This is a genomic window from Vreelandella piezotolerans (assembly GCF_012427705.1).
Taxonomy (GTDB): domain Bacteria; phylum Pseudomonadota; class Gammaproteobacteria; order Pseudomonadales; family Halomonadaceae; genus Vreelandella; species Vreelandella piezotolerans.
Genome location: NZ_CP048602.1, coordinates 3,311,260 through 3,326,558, shown reverse-complemented (window position 1 = coordinate 3,326,558; position 15,299 = coordinate 3,311,260). Strand labels below are relative to the sequence as shown.

Below are 15,299 nucleotides of genomic sequence, written 5' to 3'. Positions count from 1 at the left end.
CCCTTAGACGCTAGTGACGTGAGGGGCGAAGACGAGGTGGGTATTAGAAGAACGAAGGTAGATAAGTAGCTTCTTTACCCATCCGCTCTAATCTTCTCGACAATCTCCGCCAGCGCTTTCTCTGCCTGGTCGTTGTCGACTTGGCAGGTGCCCGCGTTCAGGTGACCGCCACCGCCGTAGCTTAGGCATAGCTCGCCTACGTTGGTGCGGCTGGAGCGGTTGAGGATCGATTTACCAATCGCTAGCACGGTGTTCTGCTGCTTGAGCCCCCACATTACGTGAATCGAGATATTGCAGTCGGGGTACATGGCGTAGATGACAAAGCGGTTGGTCGCGTAGATGATCTCCTCGTTGCGTAGGTCCAGCACCACCACGTTGCCATGTACGGTAGCGCAGCGCTTGATCTGCTCTTTCGCTAACGTTTCGTGTTCACGGTAAAGCGTAGTGCGCTCGTGTACATCGTCGAGGGCGAGGATTTCATCGATGGTGTGCTCTCGACAGTAATCGATCAACTTCATCATCAACTGATAGTTGGAAATACGAAAATCGCGAAAGCGGCCCAGGCCCGTGCGGGCATCCATGATGAAGTTCAGCAGCACCCACCCCTGAGGATCGAGAATCTCGTCTTTATTGAACTGGGCAGAATCACCTTTATCGACGGCGTCCATCATGTCGTCCCAGCGGGCGGGGAAGGCCTCATGTCCGCCGTAGTACTCCCACACCACGCGGGCCGCAGACGGGGCGTCTGCGTTGATGATGTGGTTGTCGGCCCGCTCGACGTTACGCACCGTTTCGCTCAAATGGTGATCGAAAGCCAAGTGGCAGCCAGGCACGTAGGGCAGGTTGGTGGTGATGTCGTTGGCATCGATCTCGATGTTGCCGTCCTGCATGTCCTTCGGATGCACGAAGGTAATGTCGTCGATGAGGCCCAAATGCTTGAGCAGGGCACCGCAAACCAAACCATCAAAATCGCTGCGGGTCACTAAACGAAACGTGGATGCTTGTTGGGTAGACATTTGTTTTCTCGATACGATGAACGGTGACCAAAAGATACCAGCAGTTATGTTGGGTTAAAATAAGCCTTTCTGGCCTTGCAACCTCTCCCTCCAACGCTTCTGCTTTGACCGCTATCTCTGATGCTTAATTAGCCTGCGTGCTGAATGGCATGAATCGCTGGGTCCCATGTGTCAAACATAAACAAGTTTTCGCTAATTAAAAGTCGCGGATCAGCGGATATATAGTTGCGTATTTATTCAATAAGCTTCTGAAAAATATATGATACATGGGTTTTGGGTATGCTCTGGTACGGTGGCTGCAGTGACTGGGCAAGAGCGAAAAGTTAGGACGACTCGCCGCTCTTATCGATCGTGAAGATGCAACGTTGTGAATATTGAACGCTGAATTGAACGAAAGAGTTGCCATTAGGAGGCACGAGCATGAAAAAGGAAGCTCTCAAGAAACTGGGTATTCTGGGTGTATCGTTTGGTCTGGTAGCAAGCCCGTTGGCGTTTGCGATGGAAGAGCACGAAGAGCAGCCTACAACACCGCAAGAAGAGACCATGCAGGACGAGCAAGGCACCTATAACTCCTACGACACCGGTCAGGAGCAGGATGCCACGACGGATGACGTGACCACCGAGTACGAAGAGGAAGAGCAAGAATTTACGTACGAAGAAGAGGAAGAAGAGCAGGAGCAGTGGGAAACGGAAAAGGACGACACGTCCGGCCAGTAACCTCCTCTTAGCGAAAGGAAGTCCTTCACCTCACGCTCATGGATGAGCAGCACAGTGCCCCGCCATTGCGGGGCACTGTTGTGTTGGAATTATTGTGTTGAAATTATTGTGTTGGAAGAGTGGCAACGTTTAATAAAGCGCCGTATCTCACTAGACGGATAGGCTATGGTAAAAGCAATGCTTCATTAACATGAACACCCGACAAGGACGTTGCTAACGTGTTTACCTGGCAAGAAGTGCCGCACCTTCCCCGTGCGGAAGGGCGTATAGATGCGATCGATCTCGCCCGTGGTGTAGCGATTGGGCTGATGATTCTCAGCCACACGGTGAGCGGGCTGATTGGCATACGCAACGTGCCCGATTGGGGCATGGTGCCCGTCCACTTTCTTACCAAGTTCTCTTCTTCTCTGTTCATTTTAGTGTTTGGGATTGCGCTGGCCGTGGCGTTTTTAGCGTCTACCCAAACGGATGCATGGCCAAGACGGCGGCTAAAACTGTGGGTGCGCGCGATAGAAGTGTGGTTTTGGTACAAGGCGCTCACCATCGTCGAGATGCTGCCGTATTACGCGCCTGGCGATATTGTCGATGCGCTGCTTTACCAGCGCTTTGCGATTTGGGTAGAGATTCTCGGCTTTTACGCCATTGCGCTACTCTGGGTGCCGCTCGTGCTGCCGCTATGGGCGCGCGCACCGCTATGGAGTCGGTGTACGCTCATTATTGGCTTGACCACGCTTTCTGCCTGGCTGCAGGGGTTAAGCTTTGGCGGTAACGATACCTTGAAAGCGTTGCTGGTCGATCATGAAGACCACTACACCTGGGGGCAGCTCAGCCGCGCGCCGCTGATTTTGACGGGCCTGCTGATCGGTGAAGCCCTGCTGCGCTGCTATTTTGATACGGCGCTGCGGCGACGACTGGTGCTGGCGCTGGTGGGCGTGGGGGCTGTCATGGTCGCCGCGTTCTATGGATTGGCCTTGGCCGAAGGCGATGTGTCTGCCGCGATGTTGGCGGTGGCGAATAACGATGGCAAGCACCCGCCTGGGCTAAAATTCACGCTGTACAGCGTGGGTGGTGCGCTGGTGATTCTGGGCATGGCGCTAGCGGGTGGGTCGGCGGCATCTCGGGTGTTGACACCGCTGACGGTCGTGGGTAGCGATGCCCTCAAAGCGTTCATTTTTCACATTGTAATGATTTTTCTGGTGCTGCGTTTTCTGCTGGAAGGAGAAGGCATGTACACCTATCCACAGGCGCTTGGCGTCGGTGGGCTGTTGATTATTGGGGCCGCGCTGTGGATTTGGCTAACGCGCTGGATCGCCCGATACAAATAATTCGCCACCATCAGCGGTAGGAGGTACGGTTGCGACAGTTTAAATGCTGGCTAGCGGCAGCGCTGGTAGGTGTTTTATTGCCCGCCAGCGCCACGGTATGGGCTAACACGAACTGGTATTACGAGGTCGATAAGCAGAGCCCTTGGCAAGGCGATCTAGACGCCCGAATAAGCGCCATTGAAGACGTATTTGGCGGAGCACTTGGCGTTTACGTTCAGAATCTCGCAACGGGCGAGGCGTACGCGTGGCAGGCAGACGCCCCCTGGTATTTGGCATCGCTGATTAAAGTGCCCGTGGCGGCTCAGGTGCTGGCCGAGCGTCAGGCGGGCACGCTCTCCTTGGATGAACGCCTGATCCTGGCACGTAGCGACTTTGTCGATGGCGCAGGGCCGGTCAATTGGCACGACCCCGGCACGCCGATCTCGGTGCGCTACCTGCTCGAGCAGATGCTTACCGTCAGCGACAACACCGCCACGGACATGCTGATCGACCGCGTCGGCCTGGATGCCGTGAATGCTCGTGCCCGCCGTATGATCGCTGCCAGCAACGGCCAGCCGGAGCATCTCGGCCCCATCAGCAAGCTGGTGGACGTTCGCCAAGGCGTGTATGGCCAATGGCATCCCGGGGCTCGCCAGCTGAGCGGGTTAGATTTTATCGCCCTGCGACAATACGGTGTGAACCAGCGCTCCGCTGCGTTGGCCCGTGTGCTGGACGTGAGCGAAGAAAGCTTCGGCCAACCCGACTATGACCACGCCTTCGATGCTTATGAAGCCACGGGTGAAAACGTCGGCACGCTGCGCGCCTATGGCGACCTACTGGCCAGCTTGCATCGCGGTGGCATGGAGGATATGAATGCCGAACAGCGCCAAACGCTGCTTGGCATCATGCAACGAACCCAATCCGGTGAGCACCGTTTGAAACGGGGCATGGGCCGCGCATTTACCTTTGCGCACAAAACGGGCACGCAGCATCGGCGAAGCTGTGATGCTGGCATTGCCTCTCGCGAGGTGCTCGCCTCCCAGGAGAGCCGCGCCGGAAACGGCCCTTGGGTCGTGGTGGCGTGTACCCGTGGGCCGCTCTCGGTGCAGGCGCACGAGCGCGCTTTGGCGAAGGTGGGCGAGGCGCTTCGTTATAGCGGTGCCTTGGGTCACGACTAGCGGCAGGCGTGGTAAACTGGCCCGCCAAATTGGTTTTATTAAAGGAGTTCGTTATGGCACGTGCCAGCGCCCGTCATATTTTGGTAAGCAGCGAAGAGCAGTGCAACGCGCTGAAACAAGAGATCGAAAACGGTCGTGATTTCGCCGATGTCGCCAAGCAGCACTCCAGCTGCCCCTCCGGCCGCCAGGGCGGCGACCTGGGTAGCTTTGGCCCCGGCCAAATGGTGCCTGAATTCGACAAGGTCGTCTTCAGCGGTGAACTCAATAAAGTGCATGGGCCGGTACAGACTCAGTTTGGTTATCACTTGCTCGAAATCACCAGCCGCACCTAGCACTCTGTCTGACTGGCGGCGCACGCCGCTTTTCCAGACATCGTCTAATCCCTTTTAAAGGCCGTCATGCACCGCGGCTGCCGTCGCGGTGCCATTGGCATCGTGCTGTGCCGGTACTGCGCTGGCCCGCGATGTAAGGAGCACGCCTTGAACGACCCTATCATCACCATCGATGGCCTGAATAAAACCTACGAAGGTGGCTTTCAGGCGCTCACCCGTGTGGATTTGACCATCCAACGCGGTGAAATCTTTGCTCTGCTCGGCCCGAACGGGGCGGGTAAAACCACGCTGATTAGCGTGGTATGTGGCTTGGTTAACCCAAGCGAAGGCCATGTCATCGTCGACGGCTTCGATAGCGTGCGCGATTACCGCCAAGCCCGCGAGCGGATCGGTCTCGTGCCGCAAGAACTCACCAACGAAGCGTTCGAAACGGTGTGGAACACGGTGAGTTTCAGCCGCGGCCTGTTTGGCAAAGCCCCCAATCCAGCCCATATCGAAAAAGTGCTCAAGTCGCTCTCGCTGTGGGATAAGCGTCACAACCGTTTGATGACGCTCTCCGGCGGTATGAAACGCCGGGTTTTGATTGCGAAAGCACTCTCCCACGAGCCGCGCATTCTGTTTTTGGATGAGCCGACCGCCGGGGTGGATGTCGAGCTTCGCCGGGACATGTGGGACGTGGTGCGCGGGCTGCGCGATGAGGGGGTAACGATCATTCTCACGACCCACTACATCGAAGAAGCCGAAGAGATGGCCGACCGCATTGGCGTCATCAATCGCGGCGAGATCGTGCTGGTAGAAGAAAAAGCCGCGCTCATGAAAAAGCTGGGCAGCAAGCAACTGACCCTGCAACTGCATAGCCCGCTGGCGGAATTGCCGCCCGCACTGGCGCGGGAAGCGCTCAGCTTGGCCGCCGACGGTCATGAGCTGGTGTACACCTACGATGGTCGCCAGGAAGAGGAAGGGCGCGGGATCTCTACCTTGTTAACGCAGCTAGAGCAGGCGGGCATTGGCTTTAAAGACCTACACACCCGGCAGAGCTCGCTGGAAGACATCTTCGTTGACTTGGTGAAGGAGCGTTCATGAACCTCTATCCCGTTCGCGCGATTTACATGGCGGAAATGGCGCGCACCCGCCGCACGCTGCTGCAAAGCGTCGTCTCGCCGGTGATCTCCACCTCGCTCTACTTCGTGGTGTTTGGCGCGGCGATTGGCTCGCGGATCACGGAAATTGGCGGCGTGAGCTACGGCGCCTTCATCGTGCCTGGCTTGATCATGCTCATGCTGCTGACCCAAAGCGTCTCGAACGCCTCGTTTGGCATCTTTTTTCCCAAGTTTTCCGGCAGCATCTATGAGATTTTGTCGGCGCCGATCTCCTATCTAGAGATCGTCGTGGGCTACGTAGGGGCGGCGGCCTCGAAATCGATACTGCTGGGGCTGATCATTCTCGGCACGTCCAGCTTCTTTGTGCCATTGCAGATCGCCCACCCGTTCTGGATGCTGACGTTCCTAGTGCTGACCGCCGTCACCTTCAGCTTGCTGGGGTTCATCATCGGCATCTGGGCAGATGGCTTCGACAAGCTGCAGCTCGTGCCGCTGCTGGTGATTACGCCACTCACGTTTTTAGGCGGCAGCTTCTATTCCATCGATATGCTCCCGCCGTTTTGGCAGAGCGTGACCCTGGCGAATCCGGTGGTCTATCTCGTCAGCGGCTTCCGCTGGAGCTTCTACGGCATCAGCGATGTCAGCTTAGGGGCCAGCGTGGCGATGATCTTGCTGTTTCTGGCGGCAAGTCTTGCCACCATTGCCTGGATTTTCCGCACTGGCTACCGCTTGAAGCCTTGATATCGATGTGTGCTAGTCGACGTTTTTTCAAAAGGTGATGTTTGTTTATGCCGCTACTACACAGTACCGTTTACCGCTTGGAGCCTTCCCTCGACGGCGAACGCTTGAGTGTGACTGCCCCACCTACCGAGACCGACACCGCCAGCAATGACGCGGTGATGGCAAGCTTGGTGAACGCGCTAAACGACACTTACAACACCAAGGCAAAAGGCTGGGGGCGTTTTGCCGAGCAGGGTGAGCAGGCAAGCCCCTTGGTGGCGTGGCTCAAGGCGTATCAAGCCGACGAGCAAACCTTTGCCCAATTGTCCAGCGCCATGGCCGAGCGGCTGGCTCAAACGTTGCAGGGCCAGCTCTCGGTGGGCGGTTTCTTGGTCATCGCCCATCTTCGTCAAGGTGACACCGAAACGCTGTTCATGGCGCTCGTGCATCAGCGGGAAGGCATTGGCTTCAACGACGCGCACCAAGCGGTGCCCGCCGCCCAGCTCAATACGAGCCAGCTCACGCTGGCGGCACGCATCAACGTGACCCAGTGGCAGAGCGGCGCGGAAAGCACGCAGTACGTGTCGTTCCTGAAGGACCGCGGCGGTAAAAAGCTGGCCGACGGCGTCGCGGCGCTGCTGGGGATGGAGGAGGGCATCGATGCCCCGGCCGAAACCCGTACGCTGCTGAAAGCCTTTAGCGACTACGTCGAAAAAGAGGACCTGGACGACGATGCCAGTCGTGAAAAAACCGATACGCTGGTCGACTACGCCAACGAGCAGTTACGCCGTGGCGAACCCATGACGCTGGAAGAGCTCTCCGAGCTCGTCGACGAGCAGCAGCCCAGGGCGTTTTACGACCATATTCGCAACGCCGACTACGGCCTTTCGCCGGAAATACCGCCGGACAAACGCACCATTAGCCAGTTTCGCCGCTTTACCGGTCGCTCTGGCGGCGTCTCGATCAGCTTCGATTCACACCTGCTGGGTTCCAGTATTGAATATGACGAAACCCAAGATCGGCTGATCATCAAACAAGTGCCCAAACAGCTCAAAGAGCAGCTCGCCAAGCGCAAGGATTGAGGCGGCACTCTCGAGGCATCTTGGAGTCCTAAGCTAGCCACTGACAGGAGGAGTTCGCCGTGCTGGATGCCATTCACTCTTTTTTTCAACAGGCCCTCTCTGCGCCTGAGCAGCGTGATGACCAAAGCCTGACCCTGGAGCTAGCCTCGGCAGCGCTACTGTGTGAGGTGATGCGCGCGGACTACGATCAGAGCGACGTAGAGCGCGCGGCCCTCAAGCAAATGCTGATGGCGCGCTACCGGCTCGATGAACAAGATGTCAGCCAGTTGATGGCATTGGCAGAGGCGGAGGTCGACGATGCAGTGGATCACTATCAGTTCGTTAGCCTGATCAAACAGCACTACGACTACGATCAGCGCCTGGAGCTGGTGAACCTCATGTGGGAGCTGGCCTGGGCCGATGGCTCGCTCGACCCGCTGGAAGAGCATCGCATCCGTCGGCTGGCGGATCTACTTTACGTCAGTCATAGCGACTTCATTCGCAGCAAACTCAGCCATTCACCCGACGAGAGCGTAATCCATCCCAACACTCACGGTAAAGGAGCGCCGAGACGCCCATGAGCGATACGCAGGAAGCAACGAATTTAACCGAACTGATCCACACCATGGAACGGATGGAGCGGGAAAACGCGCAGGTTAGCGTGGATGATGTGGTGCATGCGGTGGGGCGGCGCTCGTTTGGGCCGCTGCTGCTGTTGGCAGGCTTGATTACGCTGGCGCCGATCATTGGTGATATCCCCGGAATGCCAACGCTGATGGCCGCCTTGGTGCTGCTCACGTCGGTGCAGCTTTTGATCGGTCGAGCAACGTTTTGGCTACCTGGTTGGTTGCTCAACCGCTCTTTGTCTCGGCATAAATTCGATAAAGGGCTGCACTATATGAAAAAACCGGCCCGCTGGATCGATGGACTGCTGGGCGTGCGCTTGGCGTGGATGACGGGCTATATCGGTATTCGGGTGACGGCCTTCGCTTGCCTGCTGGTGGCGTTAGCGATGCCACCCATGGAGTTCATCCCTTTCAGTGCCAATGGCGCTGGATTGGCACTTTCGCTGTTTGGGCTGGGGCTGGTGGCGAGAGATGGCCTGATGCTCGCACTGGGGTTTTTGCTGACGGGCGTGACGTTTACGGTCGTCTTGATGAATCTTATTTAATACTTACCAAGCGCTGCTTGTGAACTGGCTCCGCTGGTCGACGTGTCAGGCAGAGTCAAGGTACGTTTGTGATGGGCTTGGATACCATAAGGAGCAATGCGTCTACGATGAGTCACTCACCTTCACCTCAGTCGACACCGCCACCCAAACCGCCTCACGAGCAGTCTACTTGGGAGAGGCGTATCGAGACGGCGCTGTGGAATTCGCGCTTTTTGGTCATGCTGGCGGTGGTGCCAAGCCTGCTGGGCTCGCTGATGCTGTTTATCGTCGGTACGTTGGATATTTTCAAGGTAGTGGGGGATGTGCTGCACTACTACTTGGTGGATGACAGCCAAAATATCCATGACACCCTGGTGCCCGACATCATTATCGCGGTGGATATCTATCTGATTGCCATCGTGCTGCTGATATTCGGGCTGGGCGTGTATCGATTGTTCGTCTCGCGTATCGACCAAGCCGAGGTGCGTTACCCCGCCCACCCCTTCAACGTCGCCTCGCTGGATCAGTTGAAAGACAAAATCGCCCGCGTGGTGATTCTGGCCGTGATCATCGAGTTCTTCCGCGCCGTGGTGGACATTCGCTTCGCCACACCGCTGGATGCGATCTACTTGGCACTGTCCGTGCTGGCGCTGGCCGCTGCGCTCTACTTGATGAGTTTGGCGCATAAAGGGGAGTAGTTGGCGAGGGCGTGACGTTTCTTGCGCCGCGCTACCCATCCTCCAATAAATCGACGACCAGCTCATTCAACCGTTGCTGAAATTGACCGCCGGGAGAGGGCGGCGTTGGGTCTGACGTAATCACCACCGTCATGTCGCGCTCAGGAATCACATACAGCGCCTGCCCGCCATATCCTCTCCCGTAAGCAACGTCTTCCCCCGCGAGCGTCGTCATAAACCAGCCAAAACCGTAGCCATCACCTGTCCAAGGCGATTGGCCTCTGGGCGTCCAAGAGTGTTCTACCCAACCCTCTGGCAGCACGCGCTGGCCATCGGTCCTGCCGTCATTACGGTATAGCTCCCCAATCGCAATGAGCGCGCGTGGGGAAAGCTGCATGTCGTTCCCACCAAAATAGATCCCTTGAGGGTCCTGCGGCCAAGGGGGAATCGCAATAACGAGCGGCTCGCCCAACAAGCGCTGCGCAAGTGCAAGCGTGCTTTCGCCGCTGGCCTGAGTCAGCGCTGCCGACAGCAAATGGCTGGTGCCAGTAGAGTAGAGCATTCGACCACCAGGACGGTCGACGAACGGGCGTGTAAGCGCATCGTTGACCCAGTGAGCGCTAGCTACCCAAGCGCCGTAGTTGCTGCCGGAGGTGCGCTCCAACCCAGCCTGCTGGGCCAACAGGTGAGCGACCGTGATGTCGTTGACTCGACGATCGGCGCTGCTCGGCACGCTATCGAGTAGCGCTACGAGGGGCTGATCCACCGATTCGATAATGCCTGATTCGATGGCCGCGCCGGTCACGGCGGCCAATACCGTTTTAGAAAGCGACTTGACGTTGGCAGGCTCCGCGACGCCGGGACCGCCCTGATGATGCTCATGAATGATCGTACCGTCATGTGCCACCACGACGGTGTGTAGACGATCGAGGGTTCGGGCCTGTCGATCGAGTGCTTGCAGCGCCTCCGATGAAGGGGCTGACGCAAGGACCGGCGTAACGGTCAACGCACTTATTGCACACGCCAGCATAAAAGCCGTCGTTTTCATGGCGATACCTGAGAAGAGAGTGGTACGGCTCTGAAAGCCATGCACAGACAAGGTTCCCTCAGCGGAACGCTGAAGGACATTACGCAAACCGATGAAAAGCCTGCTACGCTAAAAGCACCCGTTGAAGGGAAGCAACCCTTTGATTTCCATGAAACGCAAAAGCAAGGAGTGCCATTATGCGTAACATCATCTATATCATCGGTCTGATCGTTGTCGTGCTGTTTATTCTTTCGCTGTTAGGGCTGCGCTAAGCGGTTCTCTCAGATCATAAGCATTAGTACTGAAATATCAGTGCTAACACAGCGCGACATCAGCATCTGCCAACGCCCGCTTCCTCAGCGGGCGTTTTCATATCGCTAATGATGCTCAAGCGCAGTCGGCGGCGCCTTGACCAAACATATCGAACATTAGCTCTCGGCCCAATGGCGTCAATACCAAGCGGTCATAGTCATTGAACATGGCGGCGTCGCTCTTTTCCAAGGTGGTTTGGCAAATCGCCCAGCGCGGGTGCTGCTGGCGAAGCCTATCCAGCTCTTGGCGGGACAGACCTCGCTGTGTCAGTGTGATGGTTTCGAGCACGTGTCCGCTCTCATACAGCATTTCGGCTACGCTGGAGAGACAGTGTCGTAAGCTGCGCTGAATATGGAAGGAGGCAGTCGACGCAGAGGGTAACGCTTCGGCGGGCATGGGGGAGGCTCCTGCATTCGCAGCAAAATGGGTGTGCTGCAGTGCATTATAATGCAGGAGGGGGATTAGACCAAGGTCTATATTTTGTGAGGCTCTCAGCGCTTTCTGAGCGGTACCCATAGCTAACTGTCAAGAAAATGAAGTCTTTAAGGTCTATGGTTGATACAAGTTATCCAATGACTGGCGTGAGATTCTTCATGTTACTTGTTTTTACATATAGAAACTTAAAAGTTCGTCATACTGGTTAAGTAGTGCTGTGCACTGCCGAAAAATATAAGATAAAGAAAACGGTTAATGATGTTAAGAAATGTCGACTGCGCTAGAAAATACGTTGCCTCTTGATTAGGAGTGACTAATAGCGAGTAAAAACGCACCAATAAAGGCTTGATTATGGCTTCTATTACATCGTTAGGTATTGGTTCTGGCTTGGATCTCAATGGCTTACTGACGCAACTGCAGCAGGCGGAACGTTCCAAACTCGAACCCATCCAGGAACAGATCGAAACAGAGCAGGCGCAAATTTCTGCTTATGGGCAGTTGCAAAGCGCGCTCTCTGCTTTTCAGGCGTCGGCTAAAGCATTGAACGAGCAGGACGCTTTTCAAAGTCTAAGTACGAGTGTGGAAGGGGGTGCCGTTGCTGCTGTGAGTAGCAATGATGCCCAGCCAGGCCAGTACGATATCCAAGTCGATCAGCTAGCCACGGCAGGCAGTTTAGTCACGGAGCGTTTAGACGCCCCGGATGTGGCACTCGTCTCTGGTCAACAAACGCTGTCTTTTTCTCTCGCTGATGGTGCCATAGACCCCATTGTGATCGAGGATGGAAGCACGCTCAATGACATGCGGGATGCTATCAACGCACAAAGCGATGGACGTTTGAGTGCTTCGATCATTAATGATGGGGAAGGGTATCGTCTTTCTGTGAATGCAACGGAAACAGGAGCTGCGGCCAGCATTCAAAGTACCAATTTTTCGCAAATTTTAGACGCGAATGTTGCCACTAGCGACACGCAGGTGGTGCAAGCAGGTCAGGATGCGGCGTTCAATGTCAACGGTATTGATATCGTCAGTGCCACCAATCGCATTGAGGATGCTATTCAAGGCGTGACGCTGACCCTATCAGAAGCCAACGCCAGCAGCACTTTGACGGTTTCTCAGGACAGTGAGGCAATTCGTGAGCAGATAACGGCGTTTGTCGATGATTACAACGCGCTGAAAAATACCATTGGCAGCCTGACTGCCTATAATCCGGAAAGCGATAGTGCGGGCGAGCTGAATGGTGACAGCGCCACACGGGCAGTCGAAACTACCTTGCGCCAAGCACTAAGCCGTAGCCTGGGTGGGGATGGCTTCAATATGCTCTCCGATATTGGCATCTCTCTTCAGTTGGATGGAACGTTAGCAATCGATGATGAGCAGCTTGATGGCATCATCGCTAATCAACCCGATCAGTTAATGGACTTCTTTGCAGGCACCTCCAGTGAGAATGGCATGGCAGGACAAATTTCAGCGACGGTCGAGCAGCTCGTCGGGCCAAGCGGACGACTGGAAAACGCTGTGAGCAGCTCGGAGCGTCGGGTTTCGTCGCTAAACGATCGCTTCGCGACAACGGAAAGCCGTATCGACCAAACGGTTGAGCGCTACCGGGCTCAGTTCGCTGCGATGGACAGCATGGTAGGTCAAATGAATCAGACCAGCGCCTACCTGACTCAGCAGCTTGCGACACTAGGCCAGATAGGCCAAAACTAAACTCGAATACGAAGTCATGTTGGCCTAGAGTATCCTCTAGGCCTTTTTTAGCTCTTTGATCCTTGCAAAGCTAAAGTTTTTTCCACCCTGCCGATAATCTACTCAGTCTATAACTTTTAAACGAAAAGGAGCTGAGCCACATGGCGACGATTACCTCTCTTGGCGTTGGTTCAGGTTTGGATTTGAATGGCCTGTTGACTCAGCTTCAAGCGTCTGAGCGGCAGAAGCTAACGCCGCTCACGCAGCAACAGAATACTCAACAAACCAAAATATCGGCGTACGGTCGCCTGCAGTCGGCAATGGATCGTCTGCAAGAGTCGATTACTGCGTTGAACGATGCTTCTACGTTTAAGCAGCAAAAAAGTACGGTGACTGGCGAAGGGGTCAGCGCGACAGCAGGAGAGTCGGCTAACGCTGGACGTTACGATATCAATGTGACACAGCTGGCACGGGCGGGCAGCGTGGCGTCTAACAGCGTCACGATGGATCAAGTCCTGGCTGCCAGCGACACCACTCTAACGTTAGATTTTGGCGCCACCTATACCGACGGCGCGTTCGATCCAAATGCGCCGGCCTTGAGCAGCAAAACGATCAATATTTCTGCGGGCAGCACATTAGCTAGCGTGCGTGATCAAATTAATGCCGATGCAGACGCTGGCGTGACGGCCTCTATCGTGAATGACGGTACAGGCTATCGGCTAGCCTTGAGCTCAAAAGAAACCGGTAAAGAAGCTTCGATTATTGGTTTTTCAGGCCTAGATGGTCTGTCCATGGATACCAGTACACGACGTGCAGGCCAGGATGCCGCTCTGGAAGTGAATGGCATTGCGATTACAAGCAGTGGCAACCGGGTGGAAGGTGCTATCCAAGGCGTAACGCTCGACCTGACAGCGGCTTCACAAATGCCCGTTAGTCTTGTCATTGAGCGCGATGAAGACTCTTTAAAAGAAGCCATTAAGGAGTTTGTCAGCACCTACAACGAAATGAAGTCCACCGTAGGCCGTATGACAGCGTTCAATGGTGAGGGAGAGACATCTGGCGAGCTGCTAGGTGACCGCACCGTACGCACGGTTGAAACACGGCTAAGCCGTGACGTGACCAATCCAGTTGGTACTGGCGACTTTACTCGTTTGGCGCAGTTTGGCATCGCGATCGATGAGCGTGGCCGTCTTCAGATAGATGATACGAAATTGGACGAGGCAATCTCCAACAGCCCTGAAGCTCTCAGCGCTTTTTTTGCAGGTGAGTCATCAGAAGAGGGGTTTGCGGGCAGGTTGAGCGCGACGCTCAAGTCGATTACCGGTGACGATGGTTTGATTCAAACTTCTGTGAACAGCGCAGAGCAGCGAATCGACAATCTCAAGGAACGGAAGGCCAGAATGGAGCTGAGCATCGAGCGCAACATCTCCCGCTATCGTACTCAGTTCGCTCAATTGGATGGCATGATCGCACAGATGAACTCGATGGGCTCCTACCTAGCACAGCAGTTCAGCATGCTGAACGCCATGCAGAATAATAACTAAGCTGGTTACATTGTTTTACAAAAAAAGCGCTTAATTTTTTAAAGATTCTGACTGGCCTGCCGTTAATTAAAATAACGGCGGTTGACCGCCGCAAAGCAGGCCTGATGGCCAGTTAATCTTCAAGGAGCACTTCCATGTCTGTGATCAATACGAACATCACTGCCCTGATCGGTCAGAACAACCTGTCTAACTCCCAGGCCATGCTGTCCAAAGCGCAAGAGCGTCTGTCTTCTGGCCTGCGTATCAACAGCGCTGCCGACGACGCTGCTGGTCAAGCCATCGCTAACCGCATGACCGCCCAAATCACCGGCATGCAGCAGGCTCAGCGTAATACCAATGACGGTATTTCTCTGGCACAAACCATGGAAGGTGGTCTTAACCAAATCAGCGACAACCTGCAGCGTATCCGTGAGCTGGCGGTTCAAGCTGCTAACGATACCAACACCGCAGAAGACCGCGATTCTATTCAGCTTGAAATCGATGAGCGCGTATCTGAGATTACTCGTGTAGCGAATGCAACCAGCTTCAACGGCACCAACCTTCTGAATGATTCAGCTACAACGCTGAATATCCAAGTTGGAGCCAACACTACCGCTGGCGTTGACGAACTGAGCATTGGTTTGGTCGATGCTACCGCAAGTGGGTTGAGTGTTGGTGCTCTGGATGTATCCAGTTTCTCGACCGCACAAACTGCTATTGACTCCGTTGATACGGCTCTGCAATCTATCGATGATAGTCGTGCAACCCTTGGTGCGACTATTAACCGCTTCGAATCAGTGCTTGAGAACCTGACAACTGACGTCACTAACTTGTCAGAAGCTCGTTCACGTATTCAAGATGCCGATTACGCTGTTGAGGTATCCAACCTAACGCGTGCGCAGATCCTACAGCAGGCGGGTACCTCGATGCTGGCCCAGGCCAACCAGACGCCTCAGTCTGTTCTGTCCCTGCTGGGCTAATAGCCACTCTAAAGCAAGAAATAGCAGCGAAGGCTGGCCATTGGCCAGCCTTTTTTGTGCCTGCACTTCAGGTATGATGAT

General features: G+C 55.3%; 16 protein-coding genes. 13 read left to right on the top strand and 3 right to left on the bottom strand.

What is annotated here, in order from left to right:
- Positions 1-74: 74 nt before the first annotated feature.
- Positions 75-1,016, bottom strand: coding sequence for a DHH family phosphoesterase (locus GYM47_RS15235; protein WP_153843069.1), 942 nt, complete (start codon positions 1,014-1,016; stop codon positions 75-77).
- Positions 1,017-1,436: 420 nt separating this feature from the next.
- Between GYM47_RS15235 and GYM47_RS15230 the strand changes: the two genes are divergently transcribed.
- The 10 genes from GYM47_RS15230 (at position 1,437) to GYM47_RS15185 (ending at position 9,276) form a co-directional block, all read left to right on the top strand.
- Positions 1,437-1,733 (top strand): hypothetical protein, encoded by a 297-nt coding sequence (locus GYM47_RS15230; RefSeq protein WP_153843070.1) that lies wholly within the window; start codon positions 1,437-1,439, stop codon positions 1,731-1,733.
- A 218-nt stretch (positions 1,734-1,951) separates the two neighbouring features.
- Complete coding sequence (locus GYM47_RS15225; RefSeq protein WP_153843071.1) at positions 1,952-3,058, top strand: heparan-alpha-glucosaminide N-acetyltransferase domain-containing protein; 1,107 nt, start codon at positions 1,952-1,954, stop codon at positions 3,056-3,058.
- Between the two features lie 29 nt (positions 3,059-3,087).
- Positions 3,088-4,215, top strand: coding sequence for a serine hydrolase (locus GYM47_RS15220; protein WP_153843072.1), 1,128 nt, complete (start codon positions 3,088-3,090; stop codon positions 4,213-4,215).
- Between the two features lie 53 nt (positions 4,216-4,268).
- Positions 4,269-4,547 carry a peptidylprolyl isomerase gene (locus tag GYM47_RS15215; protein WP_016915098.1) on the top strand — a complete coding sequence of 93 codons (279 nt, stop codon included), beginning with the start codon at positions 4,269-4,271 and terminating at the stop codon, positions 4,545-4,547.
- Positions 4,548-4,694: 147 nt separating this feature from the next.
- Positions 4,695-5,630: an ABC transporter ATP-binding protein gene (locus tag GYM47_RS15210; RefSeq protein WP_153843073.1), complete on the top strand. Its 936-nt coding sequence runs from the start codon at positions 4,695-4,697 to the stop codon at positions 5,628-5,630.
- Positions 5,627-6,388 carry an ABC transporter permease gene (locus tag GYM47_RS15205; protein ID WP_139525750.1) on the top strand — a complete coding sequence of 254 codons (762 nt, stop codon included), beginning with the start codon at positions 5,627-5,629 and terminating at the stop codon, positions 6,386-6,388. Before GYM47_RS15210 ends, GYM47_RS15205 begins: the two co-directional genes overlap by 4 nt.
- A gap of 47 nt (positions 6,389-6,435) precedes the next feature.
- Complete coding sequence (locus tag GYM47_RS15200) at positions 6,436-7,449, top strand: nucleoid-associated protein (RefSeq protein WP_153843074.1); 1,014 nt, start codon at positions 6,436-6,438, stop codon at positions 7,447-7,449.
- A 59-nt stretch (positions 7,450-7,508) separates the two neighbouring features.
- A complete protein-coding gene (locus GYM47_RS15195; protein ID WP_153843075.1) occupies positions 7,509-8,009 on the top strand; it encodes a tellurite resistance TerB family protein in 501 nt (166 codons plus the stop codon).
- Positions 8,006-8,599 carry an exopolysaccharide biosynthesis protein gene (locus tag GYM47_RS15190; protein WP_153843076.1) on the top strand — a complete coding sequence of 198 codons (594 nt, stop codon included), beginning with the start codon at positions 8,006-8,008 and terminating at the stop codon, positions 8,597-8,599. The genes GYM47_RS15195 and GYM47_RS15190 overlap by 4 nt, the downstream gene beginning before the upstream one ends.
- A gap of 107 nt (positions 8,600-8,706) precedes the next feature.
- Positions 8,707-9,276, top strand: coding sequence for a YqhA family protein (locus GYM47_RS15185; RefSeq protein ID WP_139525746.1), 570 nt, complete (start codon positions 8,707-8,709; stop codon positions 9,274-9,276).
- Positions 9,277-9,307: 31 nt separating this feature from the next.
- Here the strand turns inward: GYM47_RS15185 and GYM47_RS15180 are convergent, their stop codons facing one another.
- Positions 9,308-10,303, bottom strand: a complete 996-nt coding sequence (locus GYM47_RS15180; protein ID WP_153843077.1) for a serine hydrolase domain-containing protein — start codon at positions 10,301-10,303, stop codon at positions 9,308-9,310.
- 366 nt (positions 10,304-10,669) lie between these two features.
- Positions 10,670-10,990, bottom strand: coding sequence for a hypothetical protein (locus tag GYM47_RS15175; protein ID WP_153843078.1), 321 nt, complete (start codon positions 10,988-10,990; stop codon positions 10,670-10,672).
- A gap of 390 nt (positions 10,991-11,380) precedes the next feature.
- Between GYM47_RS15175 and fliD (GYM47_RS15170) the strand changes: the two genes are divergently transcribed.
- The 3 genes from fliD (GYM47_RS15170) to GYM47_RS15160 all read left to right on the top strand — a co-directional run bounded on the left by fliD (GYM47_RS15170) (position 11,381) and on the right by GYM47_RS15160 (position 15,218).
- Entirely contained in the window at positions 11,381-12,736 is a 1,356-nt protein-coding gene (gene fliD, locus GYM47_RS15170) for a flagellar filament capping protein FliD (protein WP_153843079.1), read from the top strand.
- A 140-nt stretch (positions 12,737-12,876) separates the two neighbouring features.
- Positions 12,877-14,259 (top strand): flagellar filament capping protein FliD, encoded by a 1,383-nt coding sequence (gene fliD / locus GYM47_RS15165; RefSeq protein ID WP_153843080.1) that lies wholly within the window; start codon positions 12,877-12,879, stop codon positions 14,257-14,259.
- A 134-nt stretch (positions 14,260-14,393) separates the two neighbouring features.
- Positions 14,394-15,218 carry a flagellin N-terminal helical domain-containing protein gene (locus tag GYM47_RS15160; RefSeq protein WP_153843081.1) on the top strand — a complete coding sequence of 275 codons (825 nt, stop codon included), beginning with the start codon at positions 14,394-14,396 and terminating at the stop codon, positions 15,216-15,218.
- The last annotated feature ends 81 nt before the right edge of the window (positions 15,219-15,299 follow it).

Excerpts from the sequence above, each read along its gene's own strand:
- fliD (WP_153843080.1), top strand. The coding sequence starts at position 12,877 with ATGGCGACGATTACCTCTCTTGGCGTTGGTTCAGGTTTGGATTTGAAT.
- GYM47_RS15230 (WP_153843070.1), top strand. The coding sequence starts at position 1,437 with ATGAAAAAGGAAGCTCTCAAGAAACTGGGTATTCTGGGTGTATCGTTT.
- GYM47_RS15175 (WP_153843078.1), bottom strand. The coding sequence starts at position 10,990 with ATGCCCGCCGAAGCGTTACCCTCTGCGTCGACTGCCTCCTTCCATATT.
- fliD (WP_153843079.1), top strand. The coding sequence starts at position 11,381 with ATGGCTTCTATTACATCGTTAGGTATTGGTTCTGGCTTGGATCTCAAT.
- GYM47_RS15160 (WP_153843081.1), top strand. The coding sequence starts at position 14,394 with ATGTCTGTGATCAATACGAACATCACTGCCCTGATCGGTCAGAACAAC.
- GYM47_RS15200 (WP_153843074.1), top strand. The coding sequence starts at position 6,436 with ATGCCGCTACTACACAGTACCGTTTACCGCTTGGAGCCTTCCCTCGAC.
- GYM47_RS15180 (WP_153843077.1), bottom strand. The coding sequence starts at position 10,303 with ATGAAAACGACGGCTTTTATGCTGGCGTGTGCAATAAGTGCGTTGACC.
- GYM47_RS15190 (WP_153843076.1), top strand. The coding sequence starts at position 8,006 with ATGAGCGATACGCAGGAAGCAACGAATTTAACCGAACTGATCCACACC.
- GYM47_RS15205 (WP_139525750.1), top strand. The coding sequence starts at position 5,627 with ATGAACCTCTATCCCGTTCGCGCGATTTACATGGCGGAAATGGCGCGC.
- GYM47_RS15235 (WP_153843069.1), bottom strand. The coding sequence starts at position 1,016 with ATGTCTACCCAACAAGCATCCACGTTTCGTTTAGTGACCCGCAGCGAT.
- GYM47_RS15185 (WP_139525746.1), top strand. The coding sequence starts at position 8,707 with ATGAGTCACTCACCTTCACCTCAGTCGACACCGCCACCCAAACCGCCT.
- GYM47_RS15215 (WP_016915098.1), top strand. The coding sequence starts at position 4,269 with ATGGCACGTGCCAGCGCCCGTCATATTTTGGTAAGCAGCGAAGAGCAG.